Origin of the sequence: Paenibacillus sp. BSR1-1, from assembly GCF_030403775.1 — a bacterium.
In the GTDB taxonomy this organism is placed as follows: Bacteria; Bacillota; Bacilli; order Bacillales; family Cytobacillaceae; genus Neobacillus.
Genome location: NZ_JAQMWQ010000027.1, coordinates 41,120 through 55,361, shown reverse-complemented (window position 1 = coordinate 55,361; position 14,242 = coordinate 41,120). Strand labels below are relative to the sequence as shown.

14 protein-coding genes and 1 pseudogene are annotated in these 14,242 nt (G+C 42.8%); all 15 read right to left on the bottom strand.

Annotation, left to right across the window (positions count from 1 at the left end; genetic code table 11):
- Positions 1-115 precede the first annotated feature (115 nt).
- Positions 116-1,519 carry an ethanolamine permease gene (gene eat, locus PH210_RS25505; protein ID WP_289989179.1) on the bottom strand — a complete coding sequence of 468 codons (1,404 nt, stop codon included), beginning with the start codon at positions 1,517-1,519 and terminating at the stop codon, positions 116-118.
- 138 nt (positions 1,520-1,657) lie between these two features.
- On the bottom strand, positions 1,658-2,602 hold the full coding sequence (mdh, locus tag PH210_RS25500) for a malate dehydrogenase (RefSeq protein WP_289989178.1): 945 nt from the start codon (positions 2,600-2,602) through the stop codon (positions 1,658-1,660).
- A gap of 25 nt (positions 2,603-2,627) precedes the next feature.
- The gene (locus tag PH210_RS25495) at positions 2,628-2,981 is read right to left on the bottom strand and encodes a BMC domain-containing protein (RefSeq protein ID WP_289989177.1); all 354 of its coding nucleotides are present in this window, start codon (positions 2,979-2,981) and stop codon (positions 2,628-2,630) included.
- A 3-nt stretch (positions 2,982-2,984) separates the two neighbouring features.
- The gene (locus PH210_RS25490; protein WP_289989176.1) at positions 2,985-3,260 is read right to left on the bottom strand and encodes a EutN/CcmL family microcompartment protein; all 276 of its coding nucleotides are present in this window, start codon (positions 3,258-3,260) and stop codon (positions 2,985-2,987) included.
- Between the two features lie 242 nt (positions 3,261-3,502).
- A pseudogene (locus tag PH210_RS25485) lies at positions 3,503-4,132 on the bottom strand (phosphate propanoyltransferase); the annotation flags it as partial.
- A 19-nt stretch (positions 4,133-4,151) separates the two neighbouring features.
- On the bottom strand, positions 4,152-4,445 hold the full coding sequence (locus PH210_RS25480; RefSeq protein WP_289989174.1) for a BMC domain-containing protein: 294 nt from the start codon (positions 4,443-4,445) through the stop codon (positions 4,152-4,154).
- Between the two features lie 15 nt (positions 4,446-4,460).
- Positions 4,461-5,984 carry an aldehyde dehydrogenase family protein gene (locus PH210_RS25475; RefSeq protein ID WP_289989173.1) on the bottom strand — a complete coding sequence of 508 codons (1,524 nt, stop codon included), beginning with the start codon at positions 5,982-5,984 and terminating at the stop codon, positions 4,461-4,463.
- 557 nt (positions 5,985-6,541) lie between these two features.
- Positions 6,542-7,195, bottom strand: a complete 654-nt coding sequence (gene eutL / locus PH210_RS25470) for an ethanolamine utilization microcompartment protein EutL (protein WP_289989172.1) — start codon at positions 7,193-7,195, stop codon at positions 6,542-6,544.
- A gap of 15 nt (positions 7,196-7,210) precedes the next feature.
- Positions 7,211-8,182: an ethanolamine ammonia-lyase subunit EutC gene (eutC, locus tag PH210_RS25465; protein ID WP_289989171.1), complete on the bottom strand. Its 972-nt coding sequence runs from the start codon at positions 8,180-8,182 to the stop codon at positions 7,211-7,213.
- A gap of 12 nt (positions 8,183-8,194) precedes the next feature.
- Positions 8,195-9,559 (bottom strand): ethanolamine ammonia-lyase subunit EutB, encoded by a 1,365-nt coding sequence (locus PH210_RS25460; protein ID WP_289989170.1) that lies wholly within the window; start codon positions 9,557-9,559, stop codon positions 8,195-8,197.
- Between the two features lie 17 nt (positions 9,560-9,576).
- A complete protein-coding gene (locus PH210_RS25455) occupies positions 9,577-11,022 on the bottom strand; it encodes an ethanolamine ammonia-lyase reactivating factor EutA (RefSeq protein WP_289989169.1) in 1,446 nt (481 codons plus the stop codon).
- 137 nt (positions 11,023-11,159) lie between these two features.
- The gene (locus PH210_RS25450) at positions 11,160-11,660 is read right to left on the bottom strand and encodes a EutP/PduV family microcompartment system protein (protein WP_289989168.1); all 501 of its coding nucleotides are present in this window, start codon (positions 11,658-11,660) and stop codon (positions 11,160-11,162) included.
- A gap of 40 nt (positions 11,661-11,700) precedes the next feature.
- Positions 11,701-12,042 carry an ethanolamine utilization microcompartment protein EutS gene (eutS, locus tag PH210_RS25445; RefSeq protein WP_289989167.1) on the bottom strand — a complete coding sequence of 114 codons (342 nt, stop codon included), beginning with the start codon at positions 12,040-12,042 and terminating at the stop codon, positions 11,701-11,703.
- Positions 12,043-12,145: 103 nt separating this feature from the next.
- Complete coding sequence (locus PH210_RS25440) at positions 12,146-12,718, bottom strand: ANTAR domain-containing response regulator (RefSeq protein ID WP_289989166.1); 573 nt, start codon at positions 12,716-12,718, stop codon at positions 12,146-12,148.
- Between the two features lie 3 nt (positions 12,719-12,721).
- Positions 12,722-14,155 carry a GAF domain-containing sensor histidine kinase gene (locus PH210_RS25435; RefSeq protein ID WP_289989165.1) on the bottom strand — a complete coding sequence of 478 codons (1,434 nt, stop codon included), beginning with the start codon at positions 14,153-14,155 and terminating at the stop codon, positions 12,722-12,724.
- Positions 14,156-14,242 lie beyond the last annotated feature (87 nt).

Genomic DNA, 14,242 nt, shown 5'->3' with positions numbered 1-14,242 from the left:
AAGCCTAAAAGCCATGGGGACGGTTCTTATAGTCTAAATTAGTCTAAGAGAACCGTCCCTGCGGAATACAAAAAAAGATGCCCCACCCCAATGGAACATCTTTTCCTAATATACGTTATCCTATTTTCTCTTCTGTCCCTGTTTCTGCAGAAGTCACATCCTCAATGGAAACAAACTCCTCCGACATGGGACGAAGATTCTTGGATCCTACTAAGAAATAGTAGACAATTGCCACACCAAAAATCGTCAGTATTACACCCGCCAAAGGCAGCTGTACTCCAAACAATGGAAGAGTTGTCGTTAACACGCTGTATTTTACCACGCAGAAAAAAGAGAAAACGCCTAATACTAATGCAATCGCCGGTACCACAGGATAGCTCACCTTAAATGGTCTTTCCAAATTCGGCTCTTTTTTCCGCAGCACAAACAACGAAACCATACTTAGGCAGTACATCGTAATCGCACCAAAAACGGATAGGATAATCAACGCATTTGCAAAGTTTGCGGAGCCTGCTGCGATAACGCCAATCGCTCCAGGAACAATCAAGCCCCAATGCGGCACCCCGCGTTTCGAAAGATTTGACAAAAACTTAGGCAGGTATCCTGCACGAGCTAGGGCAAACGTTTGACGGGAATAACCGATAATAATACCATGCAAGCTGGCAATTAGACCAAATAAACCGATAATAGCAACAGATTTCGGGATAAAGCTGCCTTCTCCATAAATACTTGCCAATGCCTGAGGAAGTGGATAATCCGCTGGTTTACCGGTACCGCCGCCAAGTCCTGCCGTTACGACTAAGGTTAAAATCGTTGCCACACCAAGCGTTAAAATACCGGAAATAAAACCTTTTGGAATATCCTTCTTCGGGTCTCGCACCTCTTCTGCTGCCATTGCTCCCCCCTCAATCGCAAGGAAGAACCAAATGGCAAATGGAATCGCTCCCAAAACCCCGGACCAGCCATGACTAAAAGCCATATCATTAAAGATATTGGATGATTGAATATGAGGTAAACCGGCCACATAATAAATCGCGAGACCAATTAGTGCCAAAACCGTTGCCACTAACTCAATGACAGCGGCACCTTTTACACCGATAAGGTTGACCAAAATAAATAAAATAAACATTCCGACCGTTGCATAAACGGCATTTATGCTTGGGATTAAGAAATTGATATACGCACCAACCGAAACCGCAATCGCTGGAGGGGCAAATACGAATTCAAGTAAACAGGCTAAACCAGTTATAAAACCCATAAACGGCCCCATTGCCTTGCGGGCATAGGCAGACGGCCCACCGGCATGTGGGATGGAAGTTGAAAGCTCTGAATAACTAAAAATAAAGGTCGTATAAAAAACAATAATAATCAGTGCGGCAATGCCGAGGCCAATGGTGCCGCCTGATTCAAAACCATAGTTCCAGCCAAAATATTGGCCGGAAATAACCATTCCTACGGCAATACCCCAGAGATGGATTGGTTTCAGCGCTTTTTGTAAATGGTTGTTTCCCTGCTCCATAAACCTTCCCCTTTCAAAGTAAATCTCCTGGAAATATTAAACGAAAACCATATCCCTCTACAAGACTATTTCAAAAGCTAGTAGTTACTAGTTTAATATAGAATTGTAGAAGGATTCACAGGTTAAATTAACCAAATATTAAAGTGTCTTCAATATCGACATGACATTGCGAACAGATTGCGCTGATTGATCCAGCGCTGTTTTTTCTTCAGGGGTTAACGCAATTTCAATAACCGTTTCAATCCCATCACCGCCAAGAATCGTTGGAACCCCTAAATATAAATCCTGATAACCATATTCCCCTTCCAGATAGGCAATACATGGCAAGATTCGTTTTTTGTCCTTTAATATGGCTTCAGCCATTTGGACCATCGAAGCTGCTGGGGCGTAGTAGGCACTGCCTTGCCCTAGCAAACTGACAATCTCGCCGCCGCCTTTACGCGTTCTCTCCACAATCGCTTCCAATCGGTGAGGCGGGAGAATTTTATCAAGCGGGATTCCCCCGGCATAAGAGAATCGAACCAACGGGACCATATCATCCCCATGCCCGCCAAGGACAAAACCCGAAATATCTTCCACTGACACATTTAATTCCTGGGCAACAAACGTGTTGAAACGCGCTGTATCTAAGACACCGGACTGACCGATAACCCTATTTTTAGGAAACCCTGTTGTTTTATAACAAACATAGGTCATCGCATCTACGGGATTACTTAAAACGATAATGTAGCTATTCGGCGCATATTTTTTAATATTTTCCGAGACTTGTTCAATAATCTTTGCATTGGTAGAAACCAAATCATCCCGGCTCATCCCAGGTTTCCGCGGCAATCCTGCCGTGATTAACACCAAATCAGCATCCTGTATATCCGCATAATCTGAGGTACCCGTTATATTTGCATCAAAGCCCTGGACAGGACTGGCTTCTAGCATATCCAGCGCCTTCCCTTTGGTCGGATCGTTTTGAGACGGGATATCAACAAGAACGACATCTCCTAATTCTTTTTGCGCAACCATCAGTGCTGCTGTTGCACCAGTAAACCCTGCACCGACCACGGCAATTTTTTTACGTTTGAAAGCCATGTTTCCTCCTCCAATCTTTTAAAAATTATTCCGTTTGTGGTGGTGGCTCTTCTTGTTTTGTTCTTTGACCCCTTTTTGCAGGTTTTGGTTTTTCTTCACTCTTTTTCGGCGTCTGCGCCAACATTTGGCCTACTCCCTCATCCGGTCGCGGGATCACATGCGCAGTTACCAGCACCCCGACACTTTGAGCTGCATACTTACCGGCATCGACCGCTGCTTGGACAGCCCCGACATCTCCTTCTACTAAAATTGAAACGAGTCCGGCGTCCACTTTTTCTTTTTTAACTAAACGGACATCTGCTGCTTTCACCATTGCATCTGCCGCAACAATCGAGGCAATCAGCCCTCTAGTTTCAATCATTCCTAAGGCCTTTGACATCGTTTACGCACCTCCTTCTACATCAATCGAATCGATAATTCCGATAATGACAGCATCTATCGGCATTCTAGACTCACCAATAATATTTGCCGCCGCACTTCCCGTTGTGACCATCACTTTATCTCCGACTCCTGCACCAATCCGATCCACCGCAATAAACGGTGAAAGGATAGGAGAACCGGATGGAAGCTCCGGCTGGACAAATAAATATTTTAATCCTGTTAGATTCTCTTCCTTCCTTGTCGCCCACACATTTCCAATCACCGTTCCAACTAACAAAAAATCATCCCCTTAAGCTAATCCATAACCTGGATGGTTTTTTTCAATTCTCTTGCGGCATCCCGTGCCAATGGAGTCACCATGGTGCCTTTGTGAACCGTAATCTTCTCGTACTGCCATGCCTCGACATCTCTTTTGGTTAAGAGATTTTTTTGAAATTGAACTTCTTTTGGTTTCTTTTGTTCAGGTGATGGCAGATTGGTCACATGCTGGGGTTTTACGAAAGGCTCCCCATCCTTGACAAGAAAACCTGCCTGACCGCTTATAATGAATCCAGCATTGGCTTCATCGGTATCGATATGCATCTCAAGCCGATATCTCGGTGAAACCCTTATAAGAACTTTTTCAAACGAAACCGGTCGTTCCCCTTCTGTTCGGATTCGTACATACTCGCCGTTTTCGACGGCAAAATAAGCGGCATCCTCTGGGTGCATATGAATATGGGCCTGGGCAATGATCAGTCCTTCATTTTTGAAAATACTTCCTTTGGGCCCTACGAGAGTAATCGGTGCAGAACCAGCAATATTGCCCGATTCCCTTAGGGGCGGGTTCACCCCAAGCTTTACTGCATCCGTTTTGCTGACTTCTACTTGTGTTAAAGAACGGGCTGGACCAAGAATTCGCACTTTTTCAATGCTTCCTCTTGGTCCGACAATGACCACCGTTTCATTGGCCGCAAATTGTCCGGGCTGTGATAAGTCCACTTTTTTCGTTAACTCATACCCTTTGCCAAAAAGCGTTTCTAAATCAGCTTGGCTTAAGTGGCAATGGCGTGCAGAGACAGCCATCGGAATTGTATTGGGTCTGGAGTCCTTTTTTAACAATTGCTGAATCACTTCTTCAACAACTGTTCGAATGGCTTGTTCATTCATCGAATTGGCTCCTTACTTCTTACACTTCCGCTTCTAATTTGGGTAAAATGCTCTCTAATTCATTGTGCGGACGCGGGATGACATGAACCGATAATAGTTCGCCAACACGTTCTGCTGCTGCCGCACCTGCTTCAGTTGCCGCTTTAACCGCACCTACATCTCCGCGGACAAGAACGGTTACAAGCCCGCCGCCAACATGTACTTTACCGACTAAATGTACATTTGCTGCCTTTACCATTGCATCTGCCGCTTCCACGGATGCTACCAAACCTTTTGTTTCCACCATTCCTAATGCTGTTAATTCTCTAGCCATTGTAAATTCCTCCTATTAATTCATTTGATATTTTTTTAATACTTGATTTACCAATTCAGAAACTACCTGCGGATCTAGCTGGCCCGATATATTCACATTGCTTAATACCTGATTCACAATCTCATCTACCTGGCTGCTGGCACCCCATTGTGGAGCAGTACTTTTGCTGGATGGTTTTGGAACGTCTACCTCTTTTGTTCCATAGGCCATTCTTTTGATATTGATTAAATGGCGGGCCGTTAGATTGTCTGATGTAATATTACCGCCAAATGATCCACAGCCAAGGGTCAGCGATGGCATCAATTCCGTTGTGGCACCCACTGCACCAATGGAAGAAAGTGTATTCACCATCAGTCGAGAAACTGGCATGATTAGCGCAAATTCACGGGCTACTTTGTCATCCTCTGTGTGAAGGGATAAGCTATGTCCCATCCCGCCTAGATTTAAGATTTTCACACACAGTTCTTTAGCACTTTCATAGCTTTCTGCTGTATAAATCGGAAAGATCGGCGACAGTTTTTCAATGGAAAATGGAACGTCCTTCCCTATCCGCGTTTCTTCAGCAATTAATATCGTTGTGTCGGCTGGAACGGAAATCCCCGCCAATTCCGCAATCTTGACAGCACTTTGTCCAACAATTGCCGGATTCAGCTTTCCTGGCGATGGTGAAATAACCTTTTCTACTAGTGATTTCTCCTGCTCATTTAAGAAATAGGCGCCATTCTTTTTAAGCTCTCTTTCGGCCATTTCTTTCACATTCTTGTCAACCACAATGGCCTGTTCCGTTGCACAAATTGTACCGTTATCAAACGTTTTGCTTTGAACGATCATTTTGACCGCTTTTTGGATATTGGCGGTTTTTTCGATATAGACGGGAACGTTCCCAGGACCGACCCCATATGCAGGCTTTCCTGAACTGTAGGCAGCACGGACTAAATCTTTTCCGCCAGTGGCTAAAATCAAATCAATATCACGATGACGCATTAATTCAGTGGTTGCTGCCATGGTTGGTTTTGAGATCCAGCCGATAATTCCATCCGGTGCTCCCGCTTCAACGGCTGCCTCCAAACAAATCTTTAAAGCGGCGACTGAGCATTTCACTGCCCGCGGATGCGGACTAAAAACAATTCCATTTCTTGTTTTTAGAGCGATTAATGCTTTAAAAATCGCACTTGAAGTTGGATTTGTCGTTGGAATAATCCCGGCAATCACCCCAAATGGTGAGGCAACTTCAACGATTCTCTTTGTACGGTCCTCGTTAATGATTCCAACTGTCTTTTCATTTTTAATAGATTCATAGACAGCAAGTGAACCGACGTCATTTTTCATTTTTTTATGTTCAACCACACCCATTCCGGTTTCTTCGACCGCCATCTGGGCTAATTCAAGTGATTTGGCAGCAGCTGCTTCGGCAGCCCGTTTCACAATTTTGTCAACTTGTTCTTGGGAAAATGCCAAGTACTTTTGCTGTGCTTCTTTCGCTTTCTGAACTGCATCCCGCATTTCTTGAATGGATTGTAGATCTAAATCAAATGGCAACAGGGACACTCCTTTCTTTCTTGTACTTTTACCACTTACTACTAATTTTTTGAAACATACGACAAATTTCTGCTTACTTACGACATATTTTTAGTCACTTACTACCTATTTTTCGAAGCTTACGACAATTGCTGGATTTTATATGGAAACTACTCCAATCTCCATAAACTTACGACATATTTCTGCTCACTTCTGACATATTTTCAGCCACTTACTACCTATTTTTCGAAACTTACGACATTTGCTGGATTTTATATGGAAACTACTCAAATCTCCATAAACTTACGACATTTTCTGGATATTATTTGGAAACTACACCAATCTCCATAAACTTACGACATATTTCTGCTTACTTACTACCTATTTTCAGTCACTTACTACCTATTTTTCAAAACTTACGACAATTACTGGATAATATTTGGAAACTACTCAAATCTCCATAAACTTACGACATATTTCCACTTACTTACTACCTATTTTCAGTCACTTACTACCTATTTTTCGAAACTTACGACATTTGCTGGATTTTATTTGGAAACTCCTCCAATCTCCAATTACTAATACTGCCGTGGATTTCTCACAATCTCGATAATCACATCACGGAATGCATCTGCTGCCGCCTGGCATGCCGATTGCGACCCGGTCAATAGCCCTCCTCCAAAGTTTGTTTCTGAAGGCGGTCCAAAAAACTTCACCAGCTCCACATCCGCAGCCTTTAACGCCGCATCAATTCCATACACTGCCTCAAGCGGCGGAGCAATCAAATAGGCTAGAGCTTCTCCTTGATTAATTCCTGCCTCAGCTGATAGATAAGAACCCGTTCTTGCTACCACATGGGCATACAAGGCATGGCTTTTTTCGTCATTTATGGCTTCAAAATACGCTTCATTTTCTGCGGTTTGAATCACCGCATCCATCCCGCTTTTCACTTCATCTGGACTTGGACCTGCCAACACGCCGATCATTTCGCCAGATAATGGCCCTGAGGCATGCGCGGAACCTGCGTAGAAGGACTTTGCATAGACAACATCAACATCAGCTCGTTTCGTTGCTTCATCTAGGGCTGTATAGCCGACATCGTCAATCGTGGAGGTAAAAATCGCTAAACTCCGTTGATGGGGTTTTAATTGAAACTGTACGGCTAAAGCAGGGTCAACATTTGGAATAATCCGAACAGCCAAGATTTCTGCATGAATTCGTTCTAATGCCATTTATTAACCCTCCCCTTATTGCTCTTTTTGTACCAGCGAAACACCGCTAGCTTCATATTTTAATATTTTTTGCACGACCGTTCCGATATAGGCGCCGGCCTCTACCGGTGGAATGCCGCCCTTATGAATATTGGAGATTACCATCCGGTCGGCCTCAATCGTGCCGTGGCGTGGTTCGTAGCAGAGGTACGCACTTAACGATTCCGCACTCACGAGACCGGGACGTTCCCCAATTAAGTAAACAATCACTTTCGGTGTTAGGATCTCCCCAACATCATCCATTGCCGCGACCCGGCCTTTTTCGATAAAAAATGGTGTTCCGACTTCGAGACCTAAGCTTTGAAGCGATTGATTAAGAGATAAATAAACATCCTCTAAGTTTTCCTCCACCGCTTTCGAACTTAATCCGTCCGAAACAATAATTTGAACAGTTGGAGACTTTTTACATTTTTGATCAATTAATTGTTTTGCCTCATCAGAGAGCTTTCGGCCGAAGTCAGGACGACGAACATAGACCTCTTTATCGGAAACCTTCGTGTTCACTTTTAATAAGGATAAGCTTTCAAGTATTTTCGAATCGACATCACCATAAACGGCATCGACTGCCGCTGCATGGTCAAAGCGAAATTTCAGCCAAGTGTCCGTTTTAGGCCTTAATCCCGCACGGCCTACGCCAATTCTTGCCGGTGTTTTGCTAATTAGAAGATCCAGCTCTTCCTTATTAAACGGATTTTCAAGTCCTACAGGCGGCTTTGGTTCAAGAAGTATTTCTTGTTCATGGACTGAAACCGTGCAGCCCGGATTTTGATTGCATTCAGTTTCAACATGATTCGTCCGGTGGTTCCAAAATTTCACTTCCATTTTTGCCGGTGGATCTTCATTCGTTATTTTCTTACCTTCTTCCACCCCCGTATCGCCAGCAGCGGTCATCATCTGCAATTTTTCAACCACCATTTTCGTGATTTGTTCTACTAACTCAGGATTCACTCCTTCCACCTCCTATCGCGAAAAAATCGTCGGATCCCCTGCATATTTACTTAATTTCCCGTTTTCAAAAATACCCATTTTCTCCAGCCATGCTTCAAATGATGGTGCCGGACGTTTATTCAGCGTCTGTCTTAATGTCGCAACATCGTGATAACTTAAGCTCTGGTAATTGAGCATACAATCATCACCCATTGGCGCAGCGATAATAAAATTCACCCCTGCCGCGGAAAGCAGCACGCCAAGATCTTCAATGTCATTCTGGTCTGCTTTAATATGATTCGTATAGCAAATATCAACGCCCATTGGAATGCCATGCATTTTTCCCATAAAATGATCTTCAAGACCGGCTCGAATCACTTGTTTGTTGTTGTACAAGTACTCTGGGCCGATAAAGCCGACTACAGTATTGACAATATACGGGTCATAGTAGCGGGCAAAGCCATAATTCCGGGATTCCAATGTCATTTGGTCGATATCATAATGAGCTTCGGCGGATAATTCAGATCCTTGACCTGTTTCAAAATACAAGCGTTGTGGACCCGTTCCTGTACCGTATATTTTCGCCAGTTCATTGGCTTCCTCCAAGAGGGATGCGGTAATCCCGAAAGACCTATTCGCCGCTTCGGTTCCGGCAATACTTTGGAAAATCATATCTGCCGGTGCCCCCTGCTGGACAGCTTTCATTTGAGCCGTCACATGGGCTAGCACACAGTTTTGCGTTGGAATTTCCCATTTTTGAATAAAGTCATGAGTTGCATGCAATAACCGTTTGACACTTTCAACGGAGTCATCTACTGGGTTTATTCCAATTACGGCATCTCCAATCCCATAGGATAGCCCCTCTTTCATTGAGGCCATCATCCCCTCGACATTATCTGTCGGATGGTTCGGCTGCAGTCTAGAGGCTAAGACTCCTTTTTGACCAATCGTAATATTGCATTTAGTTAAAACTTCAATTTTATTGGCGGCGTGGACTAAATCGAGGTTGGACATGATCTTTGCCACCGCTGCAATCATTTCACTATTCAGACCTCGGCTAAGGCGTTTCAAGTCTTCACCGCTTGTTGTATCGTTCAGGATAAACTCGCGAAGCTCCGAAACAGACCAATTTTTAATTGATTGATAGACGGGTTCGTTGATCTGACTCTCGATAATCCTTGAAACCTCATCCTCTTCAGGTGATAGCAAAGGATTTTCCCTAATATCTTTTAATGTTAAATAACTTAACACTTGTTTTGCTGCGATTCGTTCCTGAACCGTCTCAGCACCAATCCCTGCTAAACGGTCGCCGGATTTCTCTTCATTTGCTTTCGCAAATAAATCTTTTAGTGAGGAAAATTGATAGACGGCACCTAAATAGGTGGACTTTAATCTCATAAGAATGCCCCCTTTCGTCATTTCTGGAATGTTAATGTTTTTATGATGACAGGAACAACATCGGATTCGAGCACTTGGCCAATATCCAAATAGTCCCCATTTTCTACTTTAATTTGATCAATACAAATGATGGATTGCACCGGAGCCTTCCGCTTGAGTGTTTGCCCGAGAACTTTTGCATAATCCCGGTCAAGCACAAGGACCAAGGCTTGCGTTTGATTCGGTTTTTGTTTCATTGCATTGAGTATGGATTCAGCAAATTCATCGATTTCACGGAATCTTAAGTAAGGCAGTTCTGAAAAATAAACCGCAAAATTCTGACCATCGCGCTGCGGATCGTAGAGATCGAGTGCTTCCTCAATCCGCTTGGATAATTGGTTTATTTCCGTTTTAAAATCACCCTCGAATCGAATCTGGTAAACCGGCAAGTTTTTCATCGGCAATTTTCGATGATCAGCTTCAATCGTTGCGCCGCTGATTTCAGTCGTTTGCATTCCGGCACCCAGTACTGTGGCCCGAACCGTTTCCTGCGGCTTTACCCAGTTCCACCCAGCAAGACTTGAACTTTCCTTTAAGGAAGCGGCTAACATTAACCCGATATCATCGTACCCGTCGGTCAGTACGGTTCCAGTCTCATGCCGATAAATGCATTCACTTATCCCGCCTGAGAACATAATTGCCTCAATATCCTCCACCCAGTTTGGTTCATGACCTAGCAGCAACGGTAGATCCTCGTTTGTGAGTGCCTTATTTAACATCCGTGCAATGACATCTGCCATAAAATCGGTTACTTGTTTTATCGCTGATGGATTTATGTTTTGCCCCTCCACCATCCATGAATCCCATTGTGACAGTAAATTCTTAACAGGCGGAGAAATATTCTGGATTTTGTTATCCTTAAACTCAATTAATCTGCCGCCTACATGAAGAGTACAAGTTCCACAAAGTCTGCCAGATTTATAGACGGCCACATTGGCGGTCCCCCCGCCGATATCGATGTTGGCAATTACCTTCCCCGTATCTTTCGAATATTCATAGGCGCCCGATCCCTTAGCGGCAATGATTCCTTCTAAGTCAGGACCAGCTGTTGCAACTAGAAACTCCCCAGCTTGATCAGACAGCTGATGCAGCATGACTTCTGCATTTGACTTTGTGGCTGTTTCACCCGTAATAATCACTGCCCCCGTTTGAATATCCTTCGGCTCAATACCTGCTTCCTGATATTCCTTTCTGACAAGGTCTTCAATTTTTTTAATATCAATTGTGGTTGGTGAAAGCAGCGGGGTTCGGTAAATTGGGCTGCGATGGATGACCTGTTTGTCAATAATTTCAATTCGCGGCACATGCGCCCCGCCAGCCATATTCATTAATGTGAACCGGCTGATTACCAGCTTTGTAGTACTTGTGCCTATATCGATTCCCGCACTGATCATTTCTTCTTTTTGCGGGCCTTTGAACTTCATCTCAACTCCCCCAAAAAAACAAAAAGCGCCCCTAGTAAACTATCCAAAATTAGATAGTTTAAAAGAGGCGCCATTGCCAGTAAATTCATTTGTATTCATAATATAAATTATTTTCTGGATATTGTAAAGGTTTTCATTTAAAAAATAACAAATGGAGATGGATTTCCTTCAAGATAGTGCTTCATTTCCTGTGTTGAACAGAAGTTTACTAGATTCCGGATCTCTTCTATTCCTTCATTTTTTAGGGAAGAGGTAATGATAATCGGACCTTTGGTTACGATTACCTTTTTTAAAAAAGAAATGGCTAGTTCAACGTCAGCCTGGTCAGAATCACTTTTTGTCACGACCCCAATGGGGATTTTATTGATACCGCTGCTGAATCCTGGCGGGAAAATCATTTTCTTCTTGGTCGCATCCTGTAAATACAGGACATGGGTCACCTCTAATGCCGTTGCCATGATATTTTTATAGTAGAACGGGTTTTCACAATATTCTCCTGGTGTATCCACAATCCAATCATAATAAATCAGGGACTGCGTTTTGACAGCAGGCACTTCCCGGCTCAGCAATGCATTCGTTAACGTCGATTTTCCCGCTCCTATGGAACCGATCAGCATGGCTCGGTTCTTTTTCATCATCAGATTTTCTCCTTTCTCCGAAAAATTCTATTATCTGATTCTATGACTTCGTGATCTCCGCCGGGGTATATTTCAGCGTATTCTGCAAAAAACGGTTGATTTCCACCATTGCCATTTCTACCTCAGAAACATTTCCGACAATCACAAGACTTCCAGTAAAGCGATCCAAAAAACCTAACTTGACATTAGCCGATTTGGTGGCTAAATCTCCGGCAATTATCACCGTCTCACTTGGGGTCAGTGTCAAAATCCCTAATGCCCCAGCCTCCTGGATCCCCAGTTTTTCAAACATATCCGGGTCCGGATTTGCAATAATATGGCTTAAAGTGACCTGTTTCCCTGGGACAAACTCCTGTATAAATCGCTTTTTCTCATCGTTCACGATAAACCCGCCTCTCAAATTAATAAAAAAATGCCTAATAGATTTTATTTTTATAAAAAATAAAATCTATTAAGCACCATTGCTTCAGCTATTCACTTGTAAACTAACTTGGGTACTTCGAAATAATGTACTTTGCCACTTTTTCCAATGGCATTTGGTTTTTCATGCTGAGGTCTCTCATCTTATTGTAAGCCATTTCTTCCGGTAAATTCAATTGTTTCATTAATATTCCTTTTGCTTTTTCTACGAGCTTTCGGTTTTTCAGTTCCTGATTCATTTCTTCTACTTTTTCTTTGTAAAGGATCGCATTTTCAGCCTGTTTCAAAGCAATTTCAACCGCCGGAATCAAGTTAGCCTCCGAAATCGGCTTTACAAGATACCCTAAAATATTTGCCTGCTTCGCTTTTTCGATATATTCCTTTTGACTATAGGCCGTTAACAGCAAAATTGGGATATTGAATTTGTTGGAAATAATCTCACTGGCCTTTAAACCGTTCAGCTTCGGCATTTTAATATCCATGATCATTAAGTCAGGCTTAAGGCTGTAGGCCAATTCAATTGCTTTCTCGCCATCAGCTGCTTCTGCCACAACATCATAGCCCGCATCCTTTAACATGAGGGAAACATCCAATCGGACGAGGGACTCATCTTCCACTACAATAATTCGCTTTTTCATTCATTAAACCTCCCTCTCAAAGGGAAATTCGACGATTGCTTCCGTTCCTTCCCTTGTTCCTTCCATGGAAAAATGGCCCGATAAATCGTGTTCAACCATCATTTTAACGATATCCAGTCCTAATGACTGCTTCATGGAAGGAGTATAGCCTATTCCATTATCTTTTACGAGGACTCTTACTGCAGAAGCCTCCTCCTGGATGACTACATCAATTTGGCCCTCAGTCATCTCCGCAAATGCATGCTTCACACAATTTTGAATTAATTCATTGATAACGAGAGCAACGGAAACAGCTAGATTCGATTTAATAAGCATCTTGGGGCCCGAATAGTCGATCGAAATCAATTTTCCTTCATGATCTTCACTAGAGACGAGCATATTGCCGATTTTTTCTATTAAACTAACAAGTTCTACATCATCCTGATTCTCAGAATTGGATAAGATGATTTCATAGACCGAGGCAATACTTAAAATTCGGTTAAGGCTCTTGACAAAATGAAACTTGCTTTCTTCGGGGATCCCTCTTCGCATTTGCAGCCGAAGAAGACTCGCTACCGTTTGCAAGTTATTTTTTACACGATGATGGATTTCCCGGATGGCCACGGTCTTTACCGTAAGCTCCCTCTCCTTTTCGCGCAGCTCTGTTAAGTCTCGGAAAATGATAAACGATCCGCTATTTTTCTCATGCTGAACAAGAGCAATTTTTTTCATTTGAAAGACTTTATTTTGAATGATGATTTCTTGGACCACAAGTTCATCCGGCAGCCTGCATATTTCTACAAGATTAGGAAAATAAGAAGTAAAAAGATTGCCGCTTTTACATTCCTCCGAGCAAATTTCTAAAACAAGATTCATCGCAGCAGGATTTGAATATTGAATCCGTAAATCCTCGTCAATGATGAATAGAGCTTCCTCAATCACTTCTGGGATATAAGGACGGTTTTCTGCCATTCCCAATAAGAGTTCGCTAAGCGTCTCATTCGCTTCTGTTAGCGCTTTCAGTTTGTTTTGATTTTGGAGCTTATCACTGTTGTCTTTCTCCATGATCAACGCGCCAATCACACTGTTTTGGGTTCCAACAATCGGAACAACGCTTTGTTCGACTTTTTTCCCTTCCTGGGTTAAGGCATGATTGAGAAAAAGCGGCTTACCTGTCCGAAATGCATAAAAAACAGCAGGCTCAAACGTTTCGTAGGCAAACTTTCCGACTACCGGATTTTTATAAACAGAATTGGCCGTTGCTGGTGCTGCTTCTGCCACCACAATAGCATGGTTTTTTTCTCTTGTTTGACAATCGACAAATACATTTGCTTGATTTAAATCAGCAATTAATTGCAGGTTTTGAACCACTTCTTGGAGCTTTTGTATTTCTAGTTCTGATAGGTCTGTATGAAGCTGACATAAAGTTACAACGGTGTTCATCTCAGTTTTAAACATGTCTTAGCCCCAATCTTAATATTCCAATATATAAAAATATTTTATATATCATTTATATTAGTGTCAATCTTCTGTTTTTTTTCAACT

Coding starts and splice junctions, on each gene's coding strand:
- eat (WP_289989179.1), bottom strand. CDS start 1,519: ATGGAGCAGGGAAACAACCATTTACAAAAAGCGCTGAAACCAATCCAT.
- mdh (WP_289989178.1), bottom strand. CDS start 2,602: ATGGCTTTCAAACGTAAAAAAATTGCCGTGGTCGGTGCAGGGTTTACT.
- PH210_RS25495 (WP_289989177.1), bottom strand. CDS start 2,981: ATGTCAAAGGCCTTAGGAATGATTGAAACTAGAGGGCTGATTGCCTCG.
- PH210_RS25480 (WP_289989174.1), bottom strand. CDS start 4,445: ATGGCTAGAGAATTAACAGCATTAGGAATGGTGGAAACAAAAGGTTTG.
- eutL (WP_289989172.1), bottom strand. CDS start 7,195: ATGGCATTAGAACGAATTCATGCAGAAATCTTGGCTGTTCGGATTATT.
- PH210_RS25460 (WP_289989170.1), bottom strand. CDS start 9,559: ATGAGATTAAAGTCCACCTATTTAGGTGCCGTCTATCAATTTTCCTCA.
- PH210_RS25455 (WP_289989169.1), bottom strand. CDS start 11,022: ATGAAGTTCAAAGGCCCGCAAAAAGAAGAAATGATCAGTGCGGGAATC.
- PH210_RS25450 (WP_289989168.1), bottom strand. CDS start 11,660: ATGATGAAAAAGAACCGAGCCATGCTGATCGGTTCCATAGGAGCGGGA.
- PH210_RS25440 (WP_289989166.1), bottom strand. CDS start 12,718: ATGAAAAAGCGAATTATTGTAGTGGAAGATGAGTCCCTCGTCCGATTG.
- PH210_RS25435 (WP_289989165.1), bottom strand. CDS start 14,155: ATGTTTAAAACTGAGATGAACACCGTTGTAACTTTATGTCAGCTTCAT.